The organism is Chelativorans sp. M5D2P16, from assembly GCF_034427935.1.
Classification (GTDB): Bacteria; Pseudomonadota; Alphaproteobacteria; order Rhizobiales; family Rhizobiaceae; genus Chelativorans.
Map to the genome: position 1 here is coordinate 47,951 of NZ_JAXQNM010000013.1, position 17,770 is coordinate 65,720.

At 65.2% G+C, this 17,770-nt stretch carries 16 protein-coding genes and 1 riboswitch; of the genes, 7 read left to right on the forward strand and 9 right to left on the reverse strand.

The features are described from left to right. Positions 1 to 20 precede the first annotated feature (20 nt). On the forward strand, positions 21 to 809 hold the full coding sequence (locus SIN08_RS07510) for an ion transporter (protein WP_322450956.1): 789 nt from the start codon (positions 21 to 23) through the stop codon (positions 807 to 809). 2 nt (positions 810 to 811) lie between these two features. Here SIN08_RS07510 and SIN08_RS07515 read toward each other — a convergent pair whose 3' ends face one another. Continuing rightward, on the reverse strand, positions 812 to 1,903 hold the full coding sequence (locus SIN08_RS07515) for a 2'-deoxycytidine 5'-triphosphate deaminase (RefSeq protein WP_322450957.1): 1,092 nt from the start codon (positions 1,901 to 1,903) through the stop codon (positions 812 to 814). A gap of 79 nt (positions 1,904 to 1,982) precedes the next feature. Further along, positions 1,983 to 2,060: riboswitch (SAM riboswitch) on the forward strand. A gap of 44 nt (positions 2,061 to 2,104) precedes the next feature. Here SIN08_RS07515 and SIN08_RS07520 point away from each other — a divergent pair. Then, positions 2,105 to 3,295 carry an O-succinylhomoserine sulfhydrylase gene (locus tag SIN08_RS07520; RefSeq protein WP_322450958.1) on the forward strand — a complete coding sequence of 397 codons (1,191 nt, stop codon included), beginning with the start codon at positions 2,105 to 2,107 and terminating at the stop codon, positions 3,293 to 3,295. An 8-nt stretch (positions 3,296 to 3,303) separates the two neighbouring features. On the opposite strand, the gene SIN08_RS07525 is transcribed toward SIN08_RS07520, so the two are convergent. Continuing rightward, positions 3,304 to 3,909: a CDP-alcohol phosphatidyltransferase family protein gene (locus tag SIN08_RS07525; RefSeq protein WP_322450959.1), complete on the reverse strand. Its 606-nt coding sequence runs from the start codon at positions 3,907 to 3,909 to the stop codon at positions 3,304 to 3,306. Between the two features lie 113 nt (positions 3,910 to 4,022). Between SIN08_RS07525 and apaG the strand changes: the two genes are divergently transcribed. The 4 genes from apaG to SIN08_RS07545 all read left to right on the forward strand — a co-directional run bounded on the left by apaG (position 4,023) and on the right by SIN08_RS07545 (position 8,622). Beyond that, positions 4,023 to 4,415, forward strand: coding sequence for a Co2+/Mg2+ efflux protein ApaG (gene apaG, locus SIN08_RS07530; RefSeq protein ID WP_322450960.1), 393 nt, complete (start codon positions 4,023 to 4,025; stop codon positions 4,413 to 4,415). Positions 4,416 to 4,495: 80 nt separating this feature from the next. Continuing rightward, complete coding sequence (locus SIN08_RS07535; protein WP_322450961.1) at positions 4,496 to 5,299, forward strand: aldo/keto reductase; 804 nt, start codon at positions 4,496 to 4,498, stop codon at positions 5,297 to 5,299. Positions 5,300 to 5,352: 53 nt separating this feature from the next. Further along, a complete protein-coding gene (locus SIN08_RS07540; protein ID WP_322451265.1) occupies positions 5,353 to 6,072 on the forward strand; it encodes an HAD family hydrolase in 720 nt (239 codons plus the stop codon). A 327-nt stretch (positions 6,073 to 6,399) separates the two neighbouring features. Further along, positions 6,400 to 8,622 carry a S8 family peptidase gene (locus SIN08_RS07545; protein WP_322450962.1) on the forward strand — a complete coding sequence of 741 codons (2,223 nt, stop codon included), beginning with the start codon at positions 6,400 to 6,402 and terminating at the stop codon, positions 8,620 to 8,622. Positions 8,623 to 8,677: 55 nt separating this feature from the next. Here the strand turns inward: SIN08_RS07545 and SIN08_RS07550 are convergent, their stop codons facing one another. From SIN08_RS07550 to SIN08_RS07575, 6 genes are all read right to left on the reverse strand, one after another. Continuing rightward, positions 8,678 to 8,926: a formate dehydrogenase subunit delta gene (locus tag SIN08_RS07550; protein ID WP_322450963.1), complete on the reverse strand. Its 249-nt coding sequence runs from the start codon at positions 8,924 to 8,926 to the stop codon at positions 8,678 to 8,680. Then, positions 8,916 to 9,773 carry a formate dehydrogenase accessory sulfurtransferase FdhD gene (gene fdhD / locus SIN08_RS07555; RefSeq protein WP_416208030.1) on the reverse strand — a complete coding sequence of 286 codons (858 nt, stop codon included), beginning with the start codon at positions 9,771 to 9,773 and terminating at the stop codon, positions 8,916 to 8,918. Before fdhD ends, SIN08_RS07550 begins: the two co-directional genes overlap by 11 nt. 4 nt (positions 9,774 to 9,777) lie before the next feature. Then, entirely contained in the window at positions 9,778 to 12,648 is a 2,871-nt protein-coding gene (fdhF, locus tag SIN08_RS07560) for a formate dehydrogenase subunit alpha (protein ID WP_322450964.1), read from the reverse strand. A gap of 10 nt (positions 12,649 to 12,658) precedes the next feature. Further along, the gene (locus tag SIN08_RS07565) at positions 12,659 to 14,215 is read right to left on the reverse strand and encodes an NADH-quinone oxidoreductase subunit NuoF (RefSeq protein ID WP_322450965.1); all 1,557 of its coding nucleotides are present in this window, start codon (positions 14,213 to 14,215) and stop codon (positions 12,659 to 12,661) included. Next, entirely contained in the window at positions 14,212 to 14,682 is a 471-nt protein-coding gene (locus SIN08_RS07570; RefSeq protein ID WP_416208031.1) for a formate dehydrogenase subunit gamma, read from the reverse strand. Before SIN08_RS07570 ends, SIN08_RS07565 begins: the two co-directional genes overlap by 4 nt. Before the next feature lie 94 nt (positions 14,683 to 14,776). Beyond that, entirely contained in the window at positions 14,777 to 15,676 is a 900-nt protein-coding gene (locus SIN08_RS07575; protein WP_322450966.1) for a LysR family transcriptional regulator, read from the reverse strand. A 146-nt stretch (positions 15,677 to 15,822) separates the two neighbouring features. Between SIN08_RS07575 and SIN08_RS07580 the strand changes: the two genes are divergently transcribed. Continuing rightward, entirely contained in the window at positions 15,823 to 16,980 is a 1,158-nt protein-coding gene (locus SIN08_RS07580) for an Mrp/NBP35 family ATP-binding protein (protein WP_322450967.1), read from the forward strand. A gap of 209 nt (positions 16,981 to 17,189) precedes the next feature. Here the strand turns inward: SIN08_RS07580 and SIN08_RS07585 are convergent, their stop codons facing one another. After that, positions 17,190 to 17,660 (reverse strand): CoxG family protein, encoded by a 471-nt coding sequence (locus SIN08_RS07585; RefSeq protein WP_322450968.1) that lies wholly within the window; start codon positions 17,658 to 17,660, stop codon positions 17,190 to 17,192. Positions 17,661 to 17,770 lie beyond the last annotated feature (110 nt).

Genomic DNA, 17,770 nt, shown 5'->3' on the forward strand with positions numbered 1-17,770 from the left:
AACAAGCGACGATGCCGCCCGTGACCGCGCTCAGAGAATTTATCGAATCCCGCCGTTTCGAGGCGGCGATCACCGTCCTCATCGTCATCAACGCCATCACGCTCGGGCTGGAGACCTCGCCCACGGCCGTGGAAGCCGCCGGGCCCCTTCTCCTGGCGATCGACCGCTTCATCCTCGGCGTCTTCGTAGTCGAGCTCTCGGTCAAGATGGCCGTCTACCGGCAGCGCTTCTTCCACGATCCCTGGCGCATCTTCGACCTTTTCGTGGTGGGCATCGCGCTCGTTCCGGCGACCGGCAACCTGTCGGTGCTCCGGGCCTTGCGCATCCTGCGCGTGCTGCGGCTCGTCAGCATCGTGCCGTCGCTCAGGCGCGTCGTCGGCGGCCTGGTGGCTGCGCTACCGGGCATGGGCTCGATCATGCTCCTGCTCGGTCTCGTCTACTACGTCTTCTCGGTGATGGCGACGAAGCTCTTCGGTGCGGCCTTCCCCGACTGGTTCGGCACGATCGGACGCTCGGCCTATTCGCTCTTCCAGATCATGACACTGGAAAGCTGGTCCATGGGTATCGTGCGGCCGGTGATGGAGGTTTTTCCGTGGGCCTGGCTTTTCTTCATCCCCTTCATCGTCTCGACCACCTTCACCGTGCTCAACTTGTTCATCGGCATCATCGTCTCGGCCATGCAGGCCGAGCACGACGCCGAGGCCTCGGCCGAGCGCAGCGCGCTGCAGGAGGAGCAGGAGGCGATCCTGCATGAGGTCCGGGCGCTGCGCGAAGAGGTGCGGGCACTCAGCAAGGAGAGGCAGTCGTAAACTCAGCCCGGAAGGAAGTGCTTTGAAAGCTTCAGCGCCTGGCCCTGGTAGTGGGATTTGAGTCCGGTGCCGTAAAGCGTTTCCGGGAGCGTACTCATGCGCTCATAGACCAGCCGGCCGACGATCTGGCCGTGCTCGAGGATGAAGGGCACCTCGTGGCTGCGCACCTCAAGCACGGCGCGGCTGCCCGTACCGCCGGCGGCGGAATGGCCGAAACCGGGATCGAAGAAGCCGGCGTAGTGGACGCGGAACTCCCCCACCAGCGGGTCGAAGGGCGTCATCTCCGCGGCATAGGCCGGCGGCACATGGACGGCTTCGCGCGAGACGAGGATGTAGAACTCGTCCGGGTCGAGCACGAGGTCGTTCGTGCCGTGATTGTAAAGCGGCTCCCAGAATTCCGGCACCGCGTAGGCCGCCTTGCGGTCGACGTCGACAAGGCCCGTGTGATGCTTGGCGCGGTAGCCGATCAGGCCACCGTCGGCGCCGCGCAGGTCGATCGAAAGGGCGATGCCGCCGCCCGAGATGTTGGGCCTTTCGGAGGCCACCAGCGTCTCGCGCTCGTGCAGCGCGGCGAGATCGTCCTCGGTGAGCAGCGCATTGCCCCTGCGGAAGCGTATCTGCGAAAGGCGCGAGCCGGGGCGCACGACGATCGGGAAGGTCCGCGGGCTGACCTCGAGATAGAGCGGGCCGGAATAGCCGGCGGCGATCTTGTCGAACTCCTGGCCGTTGTCCGTCATGACGCGGGTGAAGATGTCGAGCCGGCCGGTCGAGCTCTTCGGGTTGGCCGAGGCCGATATGTCATCGGGAAGCGCCAGGTGCTCCATCAAGGGCACGATGTAGACGCAGCCAACCTCCAGCACCGCGCCCTCTTCGAGCCGGAACTGGTGCAGCTTCAGCCGCTCCAGCTTGTCGGCCACGCGGTGGCCGGGGCCGGGCAGGAAGCTGGCGCGCACACGATAGGCAACCTCTCCCAGGCGCAGGTCGAGGCTTGCCGGCTGGATCTGGTCCGTATCGAGCGGGCGCGCGGCGGCAAGTGCGCCGTCCTTGAACAGCGCGGCGATCTCGCTATCCGGCAGAATGCCCGTCATGGCCACGCGAAACTCCATCAAAAGCTTGACCGGGGAGGTTTACTGCGCCATGCGCTTGACGCAAGGACATGCTGCGCCTAAAGAGGCTTTATCCCGTGGTGATTTGGCCGGTCGGCTTGCAGCCACGTAAAAAAAGTCGCTAAAAGGCCGCGCTCGATGCTCACCGGCACGCGCCTTTCGCGGCCGGTTTTATTTTGAGCAGAGACCATGACCGACGACAACAACGACGACTGGAAACCGCAGACCGCGCTGGTGCACGGTGGCGCGCTGCGCTCGCATTTCGGTGAAACCTCCGAGGCCCTCTACCTCACCCAGGGCTTCCTCTACGACAGCGCGGAAGCGGCGGAAGCGCGCTTCAAGGGGGAGGAACCGGGCTTCATCTATTCGCGCTATGCCAACCCCACGGTGGACATGTTCGAAAAGCGCATGTGCGCGCTGGAGGGGGCGGAGGACGCGCGTGCGACGGCCTCCGGCATGGCGGCCGTCTCGGCGGCGCTGCTGTGCTCGCTGAAGGCGGGCGACCACGTGGTCGCCGCGCGCGCGTTGTTCGGCTCCTGCCGGTGGGTGGTGGAGACGCTGATGCCGCGCTACGGCATCGAGACGACGCTGGTGGACGGGGCCTCGCTCGAAGCGTGGGAAAGTGCCGTTCGCACCAACACCAAGCTGTTCTTCCTGGAAAGCCCGACCAACCCGACTCTGGAAGTCTGCGATATCGCCGCGATCGCGCAGCTTGCCGACAGCATCGGCGCGCGGCTGGTGGTCGACAACGTCTTCGCCACACCGCTCCTGCAAAAGCCGCTGGAACTGGGCGCGCATGTGGTGGTCTATTCGGCCACCAAGCACATCGACGGGCAGGGGCGATGTCTCGGCGGCGTGGTGCTCTCCGACAAGGACTGGATCGACGAGCATCTGCACGATTATTTCCGCCACACGGGCCCCAGCCTCTCCCCCTTCAATGCCTGGACGCTGCTGAAAGGCCTGGAGACCCTGCCGCTCAGGGTGCGCCAGCAGATGGAGAGCGCTTCCCGCGTGGCCGATTACCTGGCCGAACATCCGAAGGTGCCGCGCGTGATCTATCCCGGCCGCAGCGACCATCCGCAGGCCGGGATCGTCGCGCGGCAGATGAAGGGCGGCTCGACGCTCGTCTGCTTCGACGTCGAGGGCGGCAAGCAGGCCGCGTACGCGGTCGAGAACGCGCTGAAGATCATCGGCATCTCCAACAATCTGGGCGATGCCAAGAGCCTGATCACCCATCCCGCCACCACCACGCACAAGAACCTTTCCGAGGAGGCGCAGGCGGAGGCGGGTATCAAGCCGGGAACGCTGCGTCTGTCGCTGGGGCTGGAAGACACGGGCGACCTATTGGCCGATCTCGACCGGGCGCTTTCACGCGTGTAGCCAGTCGGTTACCGGAACGCGCGCGCCGCCAGCACGATGCGGGCGACGGCGGTGTATAGGGTGATCACGGCGAAGGTCCAGGCGATGACCGGAAACCAGGCGGGCCAGAGGCAGGCGAGCACGAAGGCGATCAGGGTTTCGCCGGCCTCGGCGAGCCCGGTGGTGAAGAAGAAGGATTTCTCGCCGCGGGCCAGGGTCTGCATGCCGCGCTTCTCGGCGATCGCCGCAAAGGCGAGAAAGCTCGCGCCGTTGACATAGAAGGCGAAAAGAAGGAAAGCGCCGGCGATGCCGTTGGCGGCGGGATCGTGGAAGATGAAGCCGAGGGGCACGGCGCCGTAATAGACGAAATCGAAGACGATATCGATGTAGCCGCCGAAGTCGGTCGGCGCCTTGACGCGCGCCACCGCGCCGTCCAGCCCGTCGCCCAGGCGGCTTAAAAGGACGAGCGCCAGCGCGACCCAGAACTGACCGGCGGCGGCCGCGGCACCGGCGGCCAGTCCCGCAGCCAAGCTTGCCACGGTCACCGCATTGGCGGTCACCCCGAACGACGCCAGCCATGCGGCGACCTTGGCAAGAAGCGGCTCGAGCTTGCGTTTTCCCCACCCGTCGATCACATTCCGGCTCCGTTCTGGCTGTCCCGCGTTGATCTATAGCCTTGCCCGACACATATCAGATGTCACAATATCGTCAGGCCCCCGACAGGCGGCCGGCAGGTGGCGCGAGACAGATGTACCGAGCCGTAACCCACGACATAGAAGTGCGGGTCGAGCCATTCTTCCTGCCCGACCACTCGGACCCGGAGGAAAGCCGCTACGTCTGGGCCTATCAGGTCACCATCGCCAATTTCTCCCAGGACACCGTCAAGCTGATCTCGCGTTACTGGCACATTACCGACGGGCTCGGCCGGGTGCAGGAGGTGAGTGGCGAAGGGGTGATCGGCGAGCAGCCGGAGCTGGAGCCGGGCGATAGCTTCCAGTACACCTCAGGCTGTCCACTGACGACCTCCTCCGGCATCATGGTCGGCCGCTACACCATGCGCACCAGGCAGGGCGACCTCTTCGAGGTCGACATCCCGGCCTTTTCCCTTGATCTTCCGGGCGAGCAGGTGGCGCTGAACTGAGCGCAGGCGGGCGCTGGAACACGGGCGCACCGGGGAAGTTGGAACAGACAAAGCGGCTTCGAACCTGCGGAGACTCTTCCATGGATCCAGCATCCCGCATCTCGCTGCGCACCGGCAATGAAATGCCTCTTTTCGGGCTTGGCACCTGGCAACTGACGAAAGACACGGCCGAGACGATCGCCGCGGCGATCGCGCTCGGCTATCCGATGATCGACACATCCGGCGACTACGGGACCCAGCCCGGCATCGGCGAGGGCATCCGCCGGGCGGGCGCGAAACGGTCGGATTTCTATCTTGTCACCAAGGTCGAGGAAACCGACGACGCCTTCGCGGCGACAAAGAAGGACCTGGACGAACTCGGCCTCGACTATGCCGACCTGATGCTGATCCACCGCCCGCCGAGAAGCGGCGCGGGCGAGGCGCTGTGGGAAGGCCTGATCCGCGCCCGCGAAGAGGGGCTTACGCGCGACATCGGCGTCAGCAACTATCCTACCGGTCTCATCGACGCTCTGGTGCAGAAAACCGGGGAAGTGCCGGTCGTCAACCAGATCGAGTGGAGCCCCTTCGGCCATTCCATGGCGGTGAAGGCGCACGCGGATGAAAACCAGATGGTCATCCAGGCCTATAGTCCCTTGACCCGCGCCAGGCGATTGGACGACGACACGCTGGAGGCGATCGGGAAGAACCACGGCAAATCGCCGGCGCAGGTGCTCATCCGCTGGAACCTCCAGCATGGGACGGTGCCGCTGCCGAAGGCAAACCAGCGCGAGCATCTGGAGGAAGACGTCGCGGTCTTCGACTTCGCGCTCGGCGAGGAGGAGATGGCCCGGCTCGACGACCTCAACAGCCATTATTCCGCGCTCGGCAAGCTGCCTTACGTGTAGATACCGCGGCGGTTGGCGCGCACGCGGCGATGCGCTATCCATCCATCTTATGGATGGAGGATCAACCCGTGCGACTGACGACGATCAGTTTCGATGCCGACGACACGCTTTGGCACAATGAGCGCTTCTTCCGTCTCACCGAGGAACGCTTTGCCGAGTTGCTTGCCGAACATGCCGCGCGCAACGACCTTTCCGCCCGCCTGCTGGCGGCGGAAAAGCGCAACCTCAAGATCTACGGCTTCGGCATCAAGGGCTTCATTCTCTCCATGATCGAGACCGCCATCGAGGTGACCGAGGGAAAGGCACCGGCGGCGACCATCGAGCATATCCTGGAGATCGGCCGGGAAATGCTGGTGCACCCGATCGAGCCGCTGCCGCATGCGGTCGAGACGCTCCAGGCGCTCACCGGCGACTACCGACTCGTCCTCATCACCAAGGGCGATCTGTTCGACCAGGAGCGCAAGCTCGCCCAATCGGGGCTGGGAGACTATTTCGACGGCGTCGAGATCGTCAGCGACAAGACGCCCGAGACCTATGCACGGGTCTTCGCCCGGCACGGCAACGGGCCGGAGAAGAGCATGATGGTGGGCAATTCGCTCAAATCCGACGTCATTCCGGCCATCCGCGCCGGAAGCTGGGGCGTCTTCGTGCCGCACGACCTGACGTGGGAGGTCGAACACGCGGAAGCGCCGGCGGGTGAGGACCGTTTTCGCGAGCTTGCCCATCTTGGCGAATTGAGAGCGCTTCTTGCCAACATCGATGGGCCGGGCTGACAGTGTTCCTTCGCCACCGAGTTTCCGTCAGCCGGTTTCGGCGCGACAACTGGCATAAGGCGGGGTTTTGTGCCCGGCCTCGGCGGCTGCATCTTGACTTCCGTTGCTTTACAGAAAATTCAGCAGCACTATTAAAAAATGCGCTCGCGAGGGGAATGGGCGCTACGAGAGGGGATGAAGCACTTGGGATTCCGGTATTCTTCCACTGCTGCCATATTGTGCCTTCTAGCCGCCGGGTGCGGGGGCGGAAGTGATGGAGGCGGAGGCGATTCCACGCTCGATGACGGCACGCCACCTTCCACGCCTGGCGGAACCGGTTATCCGGCGTTGGACGAGACGGCGGCAGCAGCCTATGCCGAGGGCGCGGAGTTCAACCGCGTAGATCCGCCGCCCAGCTATGAGGAGTGGCTGCGCCAGGAGGTCGGCCTGCCGCCGGTCTGCGACAGCACGAGCAATCCGGACTGTGCCAGCGCCTCCAATTACGCGCTGCAGAACATCCACTACGCCCACACGGCCACGCTTTCCGATGGTACAAAGCTGCGCGGGCAAGGCACGCTGATTGCCGTGGTGGATGACGGCTTTCGCCTCACTCATCGGGAATTCGCCGGAAAAACGCTGCACAGCTTCACCGGCGGCGCAAATTTTGCAGTGGAGGACCACGGCACCTCCGTTGCCGGCATTGCCGCCGGCCGGGCGGACGGGGCTGGCATCATGGGCGTCGCCCCCGAAGCCGACCTTCACCTCACCTCGTGGGCCGATGTCGGCGGGAACGACATCCTGGACCACCTAACGGCGGCCACGGACCATGCCGCCGACCTCGGCGCAGTGGTGCAGAACAATTCCTGGGGATTTGTGCCGGAGACCGCCGCCAGCGAGGAGATGGCGGCGTTCGCGAGTTCCGGCACGAGCGACTATGCCACCTATATCACGGGCGAGAGGGGCGGCACGCCGTCCGAGTGGCGGGGCCTTTTCGATGCCTATGACCGCTTCCAGGAGACGGGCGTTATCGTCCTGGCCAACTCCAATGACCCCAGTTTGGGCGACGCATCCGCCTGGGCTGGGCTTCCGCTGTTCGTGCCGGAGCTTTCGGAGGCCTGGCTCGTCGCCAGCAATGCGCTGTTCACGGTCGATGAAAGCGACGGTCGCATTCTCGATGCCGAGCTCCTGTCCGCGCCGTGCGGCTCCGCCGCAGCTTTCTGCCTGACCAGCGACGGAACGGTCTACGCGCCGACCGCCGCCAACGACACATCCTATGCCTTCAGCACCGGCACGTCCTTCGCGGCACCCCAGGTCGCCGGGCAGGTCGCGCTCATCGCCCAGGCGTTCCCCAATCTTTCGCCGGAGGAGTGGACGGTGCGCCTCCTGGCCACGGCGCGGCGGGACTGGGATGGTTTCCAGGATACGGTCTCCGGCACGTCGACCTTCGCCCCGGGAGTGAGCCGCAACTATTCCAGCCTCTACGGCCACGGCGTCCCGGACATGAAGGCGGCCCTTTCGCCCATCGGCGGTCTGTCGATTGCAAGCGGCGAGAACGTCTACAGCGCGCAGCGCACCAGCCTCTCGGGCGGCATCGCCACGGCGGGCCCCGTCGTCGGCAACAGCATCGCCAAGGCGATCGCCGGCCGCGAGGTGATGGTGGTCGACGCCCTCGGCACCGACTTCTATGTCCCGGGCAGGAGGCTCGGCGGCGAAACCTCCGTCAATGCGGGAAAGGGCGTGGCCGATGCCCGGCAGATGGCGCGCAATGTGGAGAAAATGGCCGCCAGCTTCGCCTTCGTCGAAAACGGGAGCGACCTGCCCCGCACCCTGCACGACGTCGCGGTGCCGAAGCTCTTTTTCTCGCAGACGCTCGCCGGCTTCGACTCGGACACGGCGTTTTCCCACGTCTTTCCGGCTGACGAAGGCACGTTCTTCCAGTTTTCCGGCCAGGTCGCGCACAAACACGAGGGTGGTGAAGCTGCCTTCTCCCTTTCACGGATTACCGCGAGCGACAAGTTCGCCAGCGAAGTTTCCTTCTCCTTCGGGCACAGTGGCGCCGGCTTTTTCGGCAGTGAAACGCGCGGTCCCTTTCTCGCCGGCCGGAACACGGCGAATGCGGCCGCCGGCATCAGTGTCAGCACGGCAATCTCGCGCGCCTGGTCGATGGGCGCCTATGCCGAATTCGGAAGCGGCTTCGTGAGCGACGCTCCCCACGCGCTGGTGGATTATGGCGCCCTTGCCTATGCGAGCGGTGGCCTTTCTGCCCGTCGCCGCGGCGTGCTGACGGAACGCGACACGATCGATTTTTACGGCGGGATGCGACCGAGCGCCGTTGCCGGCGAGGCCGAGGTCAATCTGCCAGTCGGGCGCGATGCCAACGGCACGATCCATTACGAAAACATCGCTGTGGACTTGGCCAACACGGATCTGCCGCTGCGTTTCGGACTGGTCTACCGCAACCGCACGGAGCAGGACGTCGACGTACTCTTCGGCTTCAACACCGATCTCGTCGCGGCCAGCGATCCGGATCCCGTCTTCTCGTTCTCTCTCGGTTTGACGAAGGAGTTTTAAGCCGGCTCATGAAAGACGCCGCTCTTGCGGCCAACGGTAAGCGCGCATGCGCTTCTCAAGCCCGCATGTCCTCCGGTTGATTGATCTGTTTTGCCGCCTTTAGGACGAGCGGCTTCAGGCCGTCGCAGCCGCGCTCGATGATCCGGAAAAGCTGCCGGCGCATGCGCGGCTCCCAGAACTTGTTGATGTGGTCGGCTACACCTGCGACCGCTTCCTCATCATCCATGGTCTGGAAAAAGCCGGCGATCTGGTTGGCCATGTAGACGAGCTTTTCTTCGCTGGACGTGCCTGCTTCATGCGACATGTCTGGCTGCTCCGTTGTGAATGCGTTCGGGATGGGTGAAGATGTCGAACTCCGACCCGCGTACCAGCGCCACCAGAGTGGCGCCGCATTCGTCCGCGGTGCGGATGGCGAGCGCGGTCGGAGCGGAGACGGCGATGAGAACCGGCGCGCCGATCGCCGCCGCCTTCTGCACCATCTCCACCGAAACCCGGCTGGTGATGACGGCGGCGCCGCGGCTGGCGTCGGTCCCGGCTCTCGCCAGCGCGCCGGCGAGCTTGTCGAGCGCGTTGTGGCGGCCGACATCCTCCCGCATAGCGACGATGCCCTTGCCAGGCACATAGAACCCGGCCGCATGCACCGCGCCCGTCTCGCGATGGAGCGTCTGCTGCTCCGACAGGAGCTGGACGGACCGGACGATGTCGCCCTCGGTCAAAAGCGGGCCGCCGGCGGCAACGGCCGGCACGTCGCGCATGGCTTCCTCGATGGATTCGATGCCGCACAACCCGCAGCCCACCGGCCCGGCAAGGCGCCGGCGGCGCGCTTCGAAACGCCGGTTGGCCGCGTCTTTCAGCCTGATCTGCACGTCGAAGCCGGATCCGAGGTCCTCAACCGTGATCGCCTCGATCTCGCCAGGGGCGGAGACGATCCCCTCCGTCAGGCTGAAGCCGAGGGCAAAATCCTCCAAGTCGCTTGGCGTGGCCATCATCACGGCGTGAGTCGTGCCCCCAAAGGAGAGCGCCACCGCCGTTTCCTCGGGCACGCTGCGCAGCGCCGTGCGGGTCCCGCCGACGCGGCGCGCGATGCGGGAGACGGCTGTGAGAGGCACGGTCTTCATCGGACGATGACGGGCACCGTTCGGAGCGCGCATCGCACTACTCCGCCGCTTCCACATGCACGATGCGGCGGCTCAAGCGGGAAAGCTCTTCACAGTCCTCCTGCCACTCGGTCGGCCCGTTGGAGGGCGAGACCTGCACCGCGGTCACCTTGTATTCCGGACAGTTGGTCGCCCAGTCCGAATATTCGGTGGTCACCACATTGGCTTGTGTCTCCGGGTGGTGGAAGGTGGTGTAGACGACGCCGGGTGCGACCCGCTCTGTGATGGTGGCGCGCAGGGTTGTCTCGCCGGAGCGGCTCGAGAGCTTCACCCAATCGTCATCGCGGATCCCACAGTTCTCGGCATCAAAGGGATGGATCTCCAGCCGGTCCTCCTCGTGCCAGACGACATTCTCCGTGCGCCGCGTCTGCGCGCCGACGTTGTATTGCGAGAGAATCCGGCCCGTGGTGAGGAGCAGCGGGAAGCGCGGCCCCGTCTTCTCGTCCGTCGCCACGTAAGCCGTGCGGATGAACTTGCCCTTGCCGCGCACGAAGCCGCCCATGTGCATGATCGGGGTGCCCGTGGGGGCCTTCTCGTTGCACGGCCACTGGACGGAGCCCTCGCGGTCGAGGAGCTCGTAGGTGACGCCGGAGAAGCTGGGAGTCGTGGAAGCGATCTCGGCCATGATCTCGGCGGGGTGCCGGTAGTTCCAGTCGAGCCCCATCGCCCGGGCCATTTCCTGCGTCACCTCCCAGTCGGCATAGCCGTTCTTCGGCTCCATCACCTTGCGCACGCGGTTGATGCGGCGCTCGGCATTGGTGAAGGTGCCCTCCTTTTCCAGGAAGGAGGAGCCGGGCAGGAAAACGTGGGCGTAGTTCGCCGTCTCGTTCAGGAAGAGATCGTGCACGACCACGCATTCCATGGCGGCGAGGCCGGCCGCCACGTGGCGCGTGTTGGGGTCGGACTGCAGGATGTCATCGCCCTGAATGTAGATGCCCTTGAAGGAGCCGTCGACGGCGGCGTCGAGCATGTTGGTGATGCGCAAACCCGGCTCATTGTCGAGCTTCACGCCCCACAGCTTTTCGTAGATCGCCCGCGTGGCGTCGTCGGAAATGTGGCGGTAGCCCGGCAGCTCGTGCGGAAAGGAGCCCATGTCGCAGGAGCCCTGGACATTGTTCTGTCCCCTGAGCGGATTCACGCCGACGCCGGGCCGACCGATATTGCCGGTGGCCTGGGCCAGGTTGGCGATCGCCATCACGGTGGTCGAGCCCTGGCTGTGCTCGGTCACGCCGAGACCGTAATAGATGGCCGCGTTGCCGCCCGTGGCATAGAGCCGCGCGGCGCCGCGGATGAGGTCGGCGGGAACACCGGAAACCTCCTCCACCGCCTCGGGGCTGTTCTCGGGCTGCAGGACGAAGGACGCCCAGTCCTGGAACTCGTCCCAATCGCAGCGCTCGCGGATGAAGGCCTCGTCCACCAGGCCCTCCAAGACGATCACATGGGCGAGCGCCGTCAGCACCGCCACGTTGGTCCCCGGCTTCAGCGGCAGGTGATAGTCGGCCTCCACATGCGGCGTGCGCACGAGATCGATGCGGCGCGGATCGAGAACGATAAGCCTGGCGCCCTCGCGCAACCGTTTCTTCAGGCGCGAGCCGAATACGGGATGGCCGTCCGTCGGGTTGGCGCCGATCACCATCACCACGTCGGCATGCTCGACCGAATCGAAATCCTGTGTGCCGGCGGAGGTGCCGAAGGTCGTCTTCAACCCGTAGCCCGTGGGCGAGTGGCAGACGCGGGCGCAGGTGTCGACATTGTTGTTGCCGAAGCCCTGACGGATAAGCTTCTGTACGAGATAGGTCTCCTCGTTGGTGCAGCGCGAGGAGGTGATGCCGCCAACCGAGTCCTTGCCGTACTGGTACTGCAGGCGGCGGAACTCCCTGGCCACATGGGCGTAGGCCTCCTCCCACGATACTTCGCGCCAGGGATCGGAGATCTTTTCGCGGATCATGGGATTGAGGATGCGATCCTCGTGCGTGGCATAGCCGTAGGCGAAGCGGCCTTTGACACAGGAATGGCCGCGATTGGCCTTGCCGCCCTTGTAAGGCAGCATACGGACGACTTCCTCGCCCTTCATTTCCGCCTTGAAGGAGCAGCCGACGCCGCAATAGGCGCAGGTGGTGACGACGGAATGGTCGGGCATGCCCTTTTCGATGACGGATTTCTCGCGCAGCGCCCCGGTCGGGCAGGCCTGCACGCAGGCGCCGCAGGACACACACTCCGATTCGAGGAAGGGCTCGCTCATGCCGGCGGCGATGCGGCTTTCGAAGCCGCGTCCCTCGACCGTCAGCGCGAAGGTGCCCTGGCTTTCCTCGCAGGCACGCACGCACAGCGAGCAGACGATGCACTGCGAAGCGTCATAGGCGAAATAGGGATTGGAGGCGTCCTGCTCCTGGAAGAGCAGGTTGGCCTCGCCATCGCGGGCCGGCCATACGTGGTTTTCGCCTTCGCCGTAGCGCAGTTCGGTCAGGCCCACCTTCTTCGACATCCGGGTCATCTCGCAATCGCCCGCCGCACAGGCCGGGCAGTCCTCCGGATGGTCGGACATGTAAAGCTCCATCACGCCGCGGCGGATGGACTGCAGGCGATCGGTACCCGTGGAAACCTTGAGGCCGTCTGCCACCGGCGTGGTGCAGGAGGCCGGCGTGCCGCCGCGACCCTCGATCTCGACGAGGCAAAGCCGGCACGAGCCGAAGGCCTTGACCATGTCGTTGGCGCACAATTTCGGAACCTCGACCCCGGCCTCGCGCGCCGCGCGCATGATGGATGTGCCCTCCGGAACCGTCACCTCCTTGCCGTCGATGGTCAGGGTGACTGCATTCTCGGACTTCGAGGCCGGCGTTCCGTAGTCGATTTCTTCTACGAATGACATTCTGTTCCTCCTACTCTGCCGCCTCGCGGACGGGCGTGGGGCGGAAATCTTCGGGGAAATGGGTCAGCGCGCTGATGACCGGATAGGGGGCGAAACCGCCCAAGGCACAGAGCGAGCCGAACTTCATGCTGTTGCAGAGATCGGTGACGATCTCGAGCTGGCGCTCCGGCTCGATATTGTTCCTCAGCCGGCTGAGAACCTCCATCCCGCGGGTGGAGCCGACACGGCAGGGCGTGCACTTGCCGCAGGATTCGACGGCGCAGAACTCCATGGCGAAGTGCGCCTGCTTGAGCATATCGACCGTGTCGTCGAAGACGACGATGCCGGCGTGCCCGATCAGCCCGTCCTTTGCTGTAAAGGCCTCGTAGTCGAAGGGCGTGTCGAAGAGCGCGCGCGGGAAATAGGCGCCGAGCGGCCCGCCGACCTGCACCGCCCGCACCGGACGCCCGGTGGCCGTGCCGCCGCCGATGTCGTCGACGATTTCGCCGAGTGTCAGGCCGAAGGCGGTCTCGAAAAGTCCGCCGTGCTTCACGTTGCCGGCAATCTGGATGGGGATGGTACCGCGCGAGCGGCCCATGCCGAAATCGCGGTAGAAGGGGCCGCCCTTGTCGAGAATGATGGGCGTGGAGGCCAGCGAGATGACGTTGTTGATGACGGTCGGCTTGCCGAACAGCCCCTCATGGGCGGGAAGCGGCGGCTTGGCGCGGACCATCCCGCGCTTGCCCTCGAGGCTGTCGAGAAGGGCGGTCTCCTCGCCGCAGACATAGGCACCGGCGCCGACCCGCACCTCCATGTCGAAGGCATGTTGCGAGCCGAGCACGCTCGGTCCCAGCACACCGGACTGTCGGGCGATGGAGATCGCCTCGTTTAGGATCTGGTGGGCATGGGGATATTCGGAGCGCAGATAGATATAGCCCCTGTTGGCGCCGGTGGCGATGCCGGCGATCGTCATGCCTTCAATCAGCACGAAGGGATCGCCTTCCATGATCATGCGGTCGGCGAAGGTTCCCGAATCGCCTTCGTCGGCGTTGCAGACGATGTATTTCTGGTCGGCGGGCGTGTCGTGCACCGTCTTCCACTTGATGCCGGTGGGGAAACCCGCGCCGCCGCGTCCGCGCAGGCCGGACTCCGTGACCTCCTCGACGATCTCGAGCGGCGTCATGGCGAGCGCGTTGCGCAGTCCTCTCAGGCCGCCATGGGCCTCGTAATCGGCAAGGGAAACGGGATCGATGATGCCGCAGCGCGCGAAAGTGAGCCGCGTCTGGCGCTTGAGATAGGGGATTTCCTCCGGCTTGCCGAGGGAAAGCGGATGCGCGCCGCCCTTCAGGAAACCGGCATCGAACAGCGCGGCGACGTCCGACGGCGCGACGGGACCGTAGGCCACACGGCCGTCATCCGTCTCAACCTCGACCATCGGCTCGAGCCAGTAGAGCCCGCGCGAGCCGGTGCGCACGATGCAGGCGTCGAGCCCACGGGACTCCAACTCCTTCTCGAGCGCCCGGACGACCTTTTCCGCCCCCAGCGCCAGCGCGCCGGAATCGCGGGGAATGTAGACGATCGGCCTCATGCCCGGACCTCCACGGCGATTGCTGCCGCCTTCTCGTCGTCCAGTCGGCCGATCACCTCGCCATCGAGCATGGCCGAGGGCGCGCAGGCACACAGTCCGAGGCAATAGACGGGCTCCAGCGTCACCGAGCGGTCACCGGCCGTTTCGCCGAATTCCACGCCCAAGAGCCTTTGCAGCTTCTCGGCCACGGCATCGCCGCCCACGGCCTGGCAGGCCTCCGCCCGGCACACCTTCAGCACATGGCGGCCCGGCGGATTTTCGCGATAGTCATGATAGAAGGAGACAACGCCGTAGACTTCCGCGCGCGTCAGATTCAGCTCTTCGGCTATGACGGGCAATACCTGGCGCGGTACGTAGCCGAGCTCGCGCAGAATGCCGTTCAGGATGGGCAGGAGCGGACCTTCCTCATTCCTCCACCGATCGATAATGGGCATCACGATGGAGACGATCTCGGTACCTTGCCGCATGGTGCAGCGTCCTCCCTAACGACTTTCGCCGCAAGGAGACACGATCCGGGCGCTGCCGATCAATATTGCATTCTCGTGGAACGATAGAAGATCTCTATCGATACTCTTCGAGATCCTTGGCCAGGCGGCGCGCGTGGTAGAGCAACGCCGAAACCATTGGCGTGTGCGGTTCCCGCTCGACGGCCACCACGCCGACCAGGTGGCTGGCGTCCGGCTCGACGATGGGGATGGCGCGGATCGGCTCGGAGAAGCCCAGGACCTCGGCCAGGTTGAGGGGCATGATGGATGCCCATTTGCCGGTGCGGATGTGCGAGAACAGGAGGATCATCGAGTTCGATTCCAGCGTCGGGCGAACCTCGGCGCCCGCTTCCGCGAGATGCTGGTTGATGATGCGGCGGTTCTGCATGTCGGGGGTGAGCAGGCACAAAGGCAGTTCCGCGACCTCCACCCAGGTGACGGTCTCGCGGTCGGAGAAGCGGTTGCCGGCGGCGGTGATGAGCTGATAGTGCTCCGAATAGAGCGGTACGGAGACGACACGGCCGAGCGGCTCGTTGTCGAGATAGGTGATGCCGATATCGATATCGAAATTCTCCAGCAGCGACAGGACGTCCAGCGACGTGCGCGATGTGATGGAGAAGGTCACCTCCGGATGTTTTTCGCGGAACGGCGTGGTCAGCCGCGGCACCATGGCGAGCGCGGTGGGAATGGCGGCGATCTTCACATGGCCGGAAAGCCCGCGCCGGGTGGTGCGCATTTCCTCGCGCATGGTGCGCGTGTCGCCGACGATGCGGCGGGCCCATTCGAGCACCCGCTGACCCTCGGGCGTGAGGCCCTGAAAGCGCGAGCCGCGCTGCACAAGCATGACGCCGAGCTGGTCCTCGAGTTGCTTGATGGCGGCCGAAAGGGTCGGCTGGGTGATGCCCAGATCCTCCGCCGCCCGGCCGAAATGCCGCTCCTTCGCCAGCGTGATGAAGAATTCCAGCTTGTCGATCATGATGCTTGTGCGCCTCCCGCGACTGGGTAGCTTTTCTCAATGTCGCCCGGCAAGCAAGTTTGGCAGCGCACGGCAGGAGGGCTGCACTTGGTTCTGAAGCATGACTGCATTATGTCAGGACGCGAGGATCAGGGACGAGGACCACCATGAGCGTCACCCGCGAAGCCGTCATCGATAAGCTGAGCACCGTCCGGGGACCGGATTTCAAGAGCGATATCGTCTCGCTCGGTCTCGTTTCCGAGATATTCATTGCCGACGACAAGGTATTCTTCTCGATCACCGTGCCGGCCGAACGCGCCGAGGAACTGGAGCCCTTGCGCGCGGCGGCGGAACAGGCGGTGAAATCGATTCCCGACGTCAAGGGCGCCGTGGTGGCGCTGACAGCCGAACGGGAGGGCGGCGGGATGGCCGATGCGCCGCCACAGCGGCCGGCGCCGCGCCCCGCGCCGCAGCCGCAGCCACGGCCGCAAGAGGCGCCGCAGGGCCCGCAAGCCGCCAAGCCGGGCGTGCCGGGGGTGGACGCCATCATCGCCGTGGCCAGCGGCAAGGGTGGTGTGGGCAAGTCCACCACCGCGGTGAATCTGGCGCTCGGCCTTAAGGCACTGGGGCTCAAGGTCGGGCTTCTCGACGCCGACATCTACGGCCCCTCGGTGCCGCGCCTCCTGGGGCTGAAGGGCAAGCCGGAGATGGTGGATTCGAAGACCCTGCGCCCGATGGATGCCTATGGGATGCAGGTCATGTCCATCGGCTTCCTGGTCGAGGAGGAGACGCCGATGATCTGGCGCGGGCCGATGGTCATGTCGGCGCTGCGCCAGATGCTGCGCGACGTCGCCTGGGGGCCGCTCGACGTGCTGGTGGTCGACATGCCGCCGGGCACCGGCGACGCCCAGCTCACCATGGCCCAGCAGGTGCCGCTCGCCGGCGCGGTGATCGTGTCGACCCCGCAGGACCTTGCCCTGATCGACGCCCGCAAGGGGCTCAACATGTTCCGCCGCGTCGACGTGCCGGTGCTCGGTATCGTCGAGAACATGAGCTACTTCCTCGCTCCCGATACCGGCAAGCGCTACGACATCTTCGGCCATGGCGGCGCCAGGCACGAAGCCGAGCGGCTGGGCGTGCCCTTCCTCGGCGAGGTGCCGCTGACGATGGACGTGCGCGAGACGTCCGACACGGGCACACCGGTCGTGATCTCGAATCCGGAGGGCGCGCAAGGGAAGACCTATCGCGCGGTGGCGGCGAAAGTGCTGGAACGTTTGAGAGCGGAGAGCGAGGCTGGAGAAGCCCCGGCGATCGTATTCGAATAACGGGATATCGCTCACCCAGCACCCGCCCTCGTGGTTCGACAAGCTCACCATGAGGGCTCTTCGGCACAATCCTCAACCCGTAGAGACTTGCACAACGACCATCTTGTCTGCGCCCTCATCCGCGCACAACGGCTGCTTTGCCTTCTCCCTCATCCTGAGCCTGTCGAAGGGCGAGGGTGAAGGCACGCACTACTTACACGCGCCTTTCCTCATCCGTCCTGTGTCTCCTCCGCACCGCTGACCTTGGCGTTGAAATCGGAGAAGAACTGCGCCGCCAGTTTCTTTGAGGTCGACTGGATGAGCCGGCCGCCGAGCTGGGCCATCTTGCCGCCCACATCGGCCTTGGCCTTGTAGGAAAGGATCGTCGCGTCCGGCCCGTCCTCCTCGAGGGAGACATCCGCTCCCCCCTTGGCGAAGCCGGCGACGCCGCCCTTGCCCTCGCCGGAGATGGTGTATGAATGGGGTGGGTTGAGGTTGGTGAGCTCGACGCCGCCGTTGAAGCGGGCCTTGATGGGGCCGATCTTGAGCGAGACGGTGGCCGCGAACTCGGTGTCGGACTTCTTTTCCAGCTCCTCGCAGCCGGGGATGCACTCCTTCAGCACGTCCGGGTCGTTCAGCGCGCGCCAGACGGTCTCCACCGGTGCCTCGATGCGTTCCTCGCCTTCGATATTCATGGCCATGGCCGATCCCTCCGTTCGATGTTTCCACTGGCTATCGCAGCAAGGCGCTCCTGTCCATCCGCCACCTTGCCGGGTCCGCCGTGATGCAATATCCGTTGGGCCGGCAACCG

Bases quoted from the DNA above. Each gene is read 5' to 3' on its own strand.
- SIN08_RS07520 (WP_322450958.1), top strand. From the start codon at position 2,105: ATGACCGACGACAACAACGACGACTGGAAACCGCAGACCGCGCTGGTG.
- apaG (WP_322450960.1), top strand. From the start codon at position 4,023: ATGTACCGAGCCGTAACCCACGACATAGAAGTGCGGGTCGAGCCATTC.
- SIN08_RS07535 (WP_322450961.1), top strand. From the start codon at position 4,496: ATGGATCCAGCATCCCGCATCTCGCTGCGCACCGGCAATGAAATGCCT.
- SIN08_RS07540 (WP_322451265.1), top strand. From the start codon at position 5,353: ATGGAGGATCAACCCGTGCGACTGACGACGATCAGTTTCGATGCCGAC.
- SIN08_RS07550 (WP_322450963.1), bottom strand. From the start codon at position 8,926: ATGTCGCATGAAGCAGGCACGTCCAGCGAAGAAAAGCTCGTCTACATG.
- fdhD (WP_416208030.1), bottom strand. From the start codon at position 9,773: ATGCGCGCTCCGAACGGTGCCCGTCATCGTCCGATGAAGACCGTGCCT.
- fdhF (WP_322450964.1), bottom strand. From the start codon at position 12,648: ATGTCATTCGTAGAAGAAATCGACTACGGAACGCCGGCCTCGAAGTCC.
- SIN08_RS07565 (WP_322450965.1), bottom strand. From the start codon at position 14,215: ATGAGGCCGATCGTCTACATTCCCCGCGATTCCGGCGCGCTGGCGCTG.
- SIN08_RS07570 (WP_416208031.1), bottom strand. From the start codon at position 14,682: ATGCGGCAAGGTACCGAGATCGTCTCCATCGTGATGCCCATTATCGAT.
- SIN08_RS07575 (WP_322450966.1), bottom strand. From the start codon at position 15,676: ATGATCGACAAGCTGGAATTCTTCATCACGCTGGCGAAGGAGCGGCAT.
- SIN08_RS07580 (WP_322450967.1), top strand. From the start codon at position 15,823: ATGAGCGTCACCCGCGAAGCCGTCATCGATAAGCTGAGCACCGTCCGG.
- SIN08_RS07585 (WP_322450968.1), bottom strand. From the start codon at position 17,660: ATGGCCATGAATATCGAAGGCGAGGAACGCATCGAGGCACCGGTGGAG.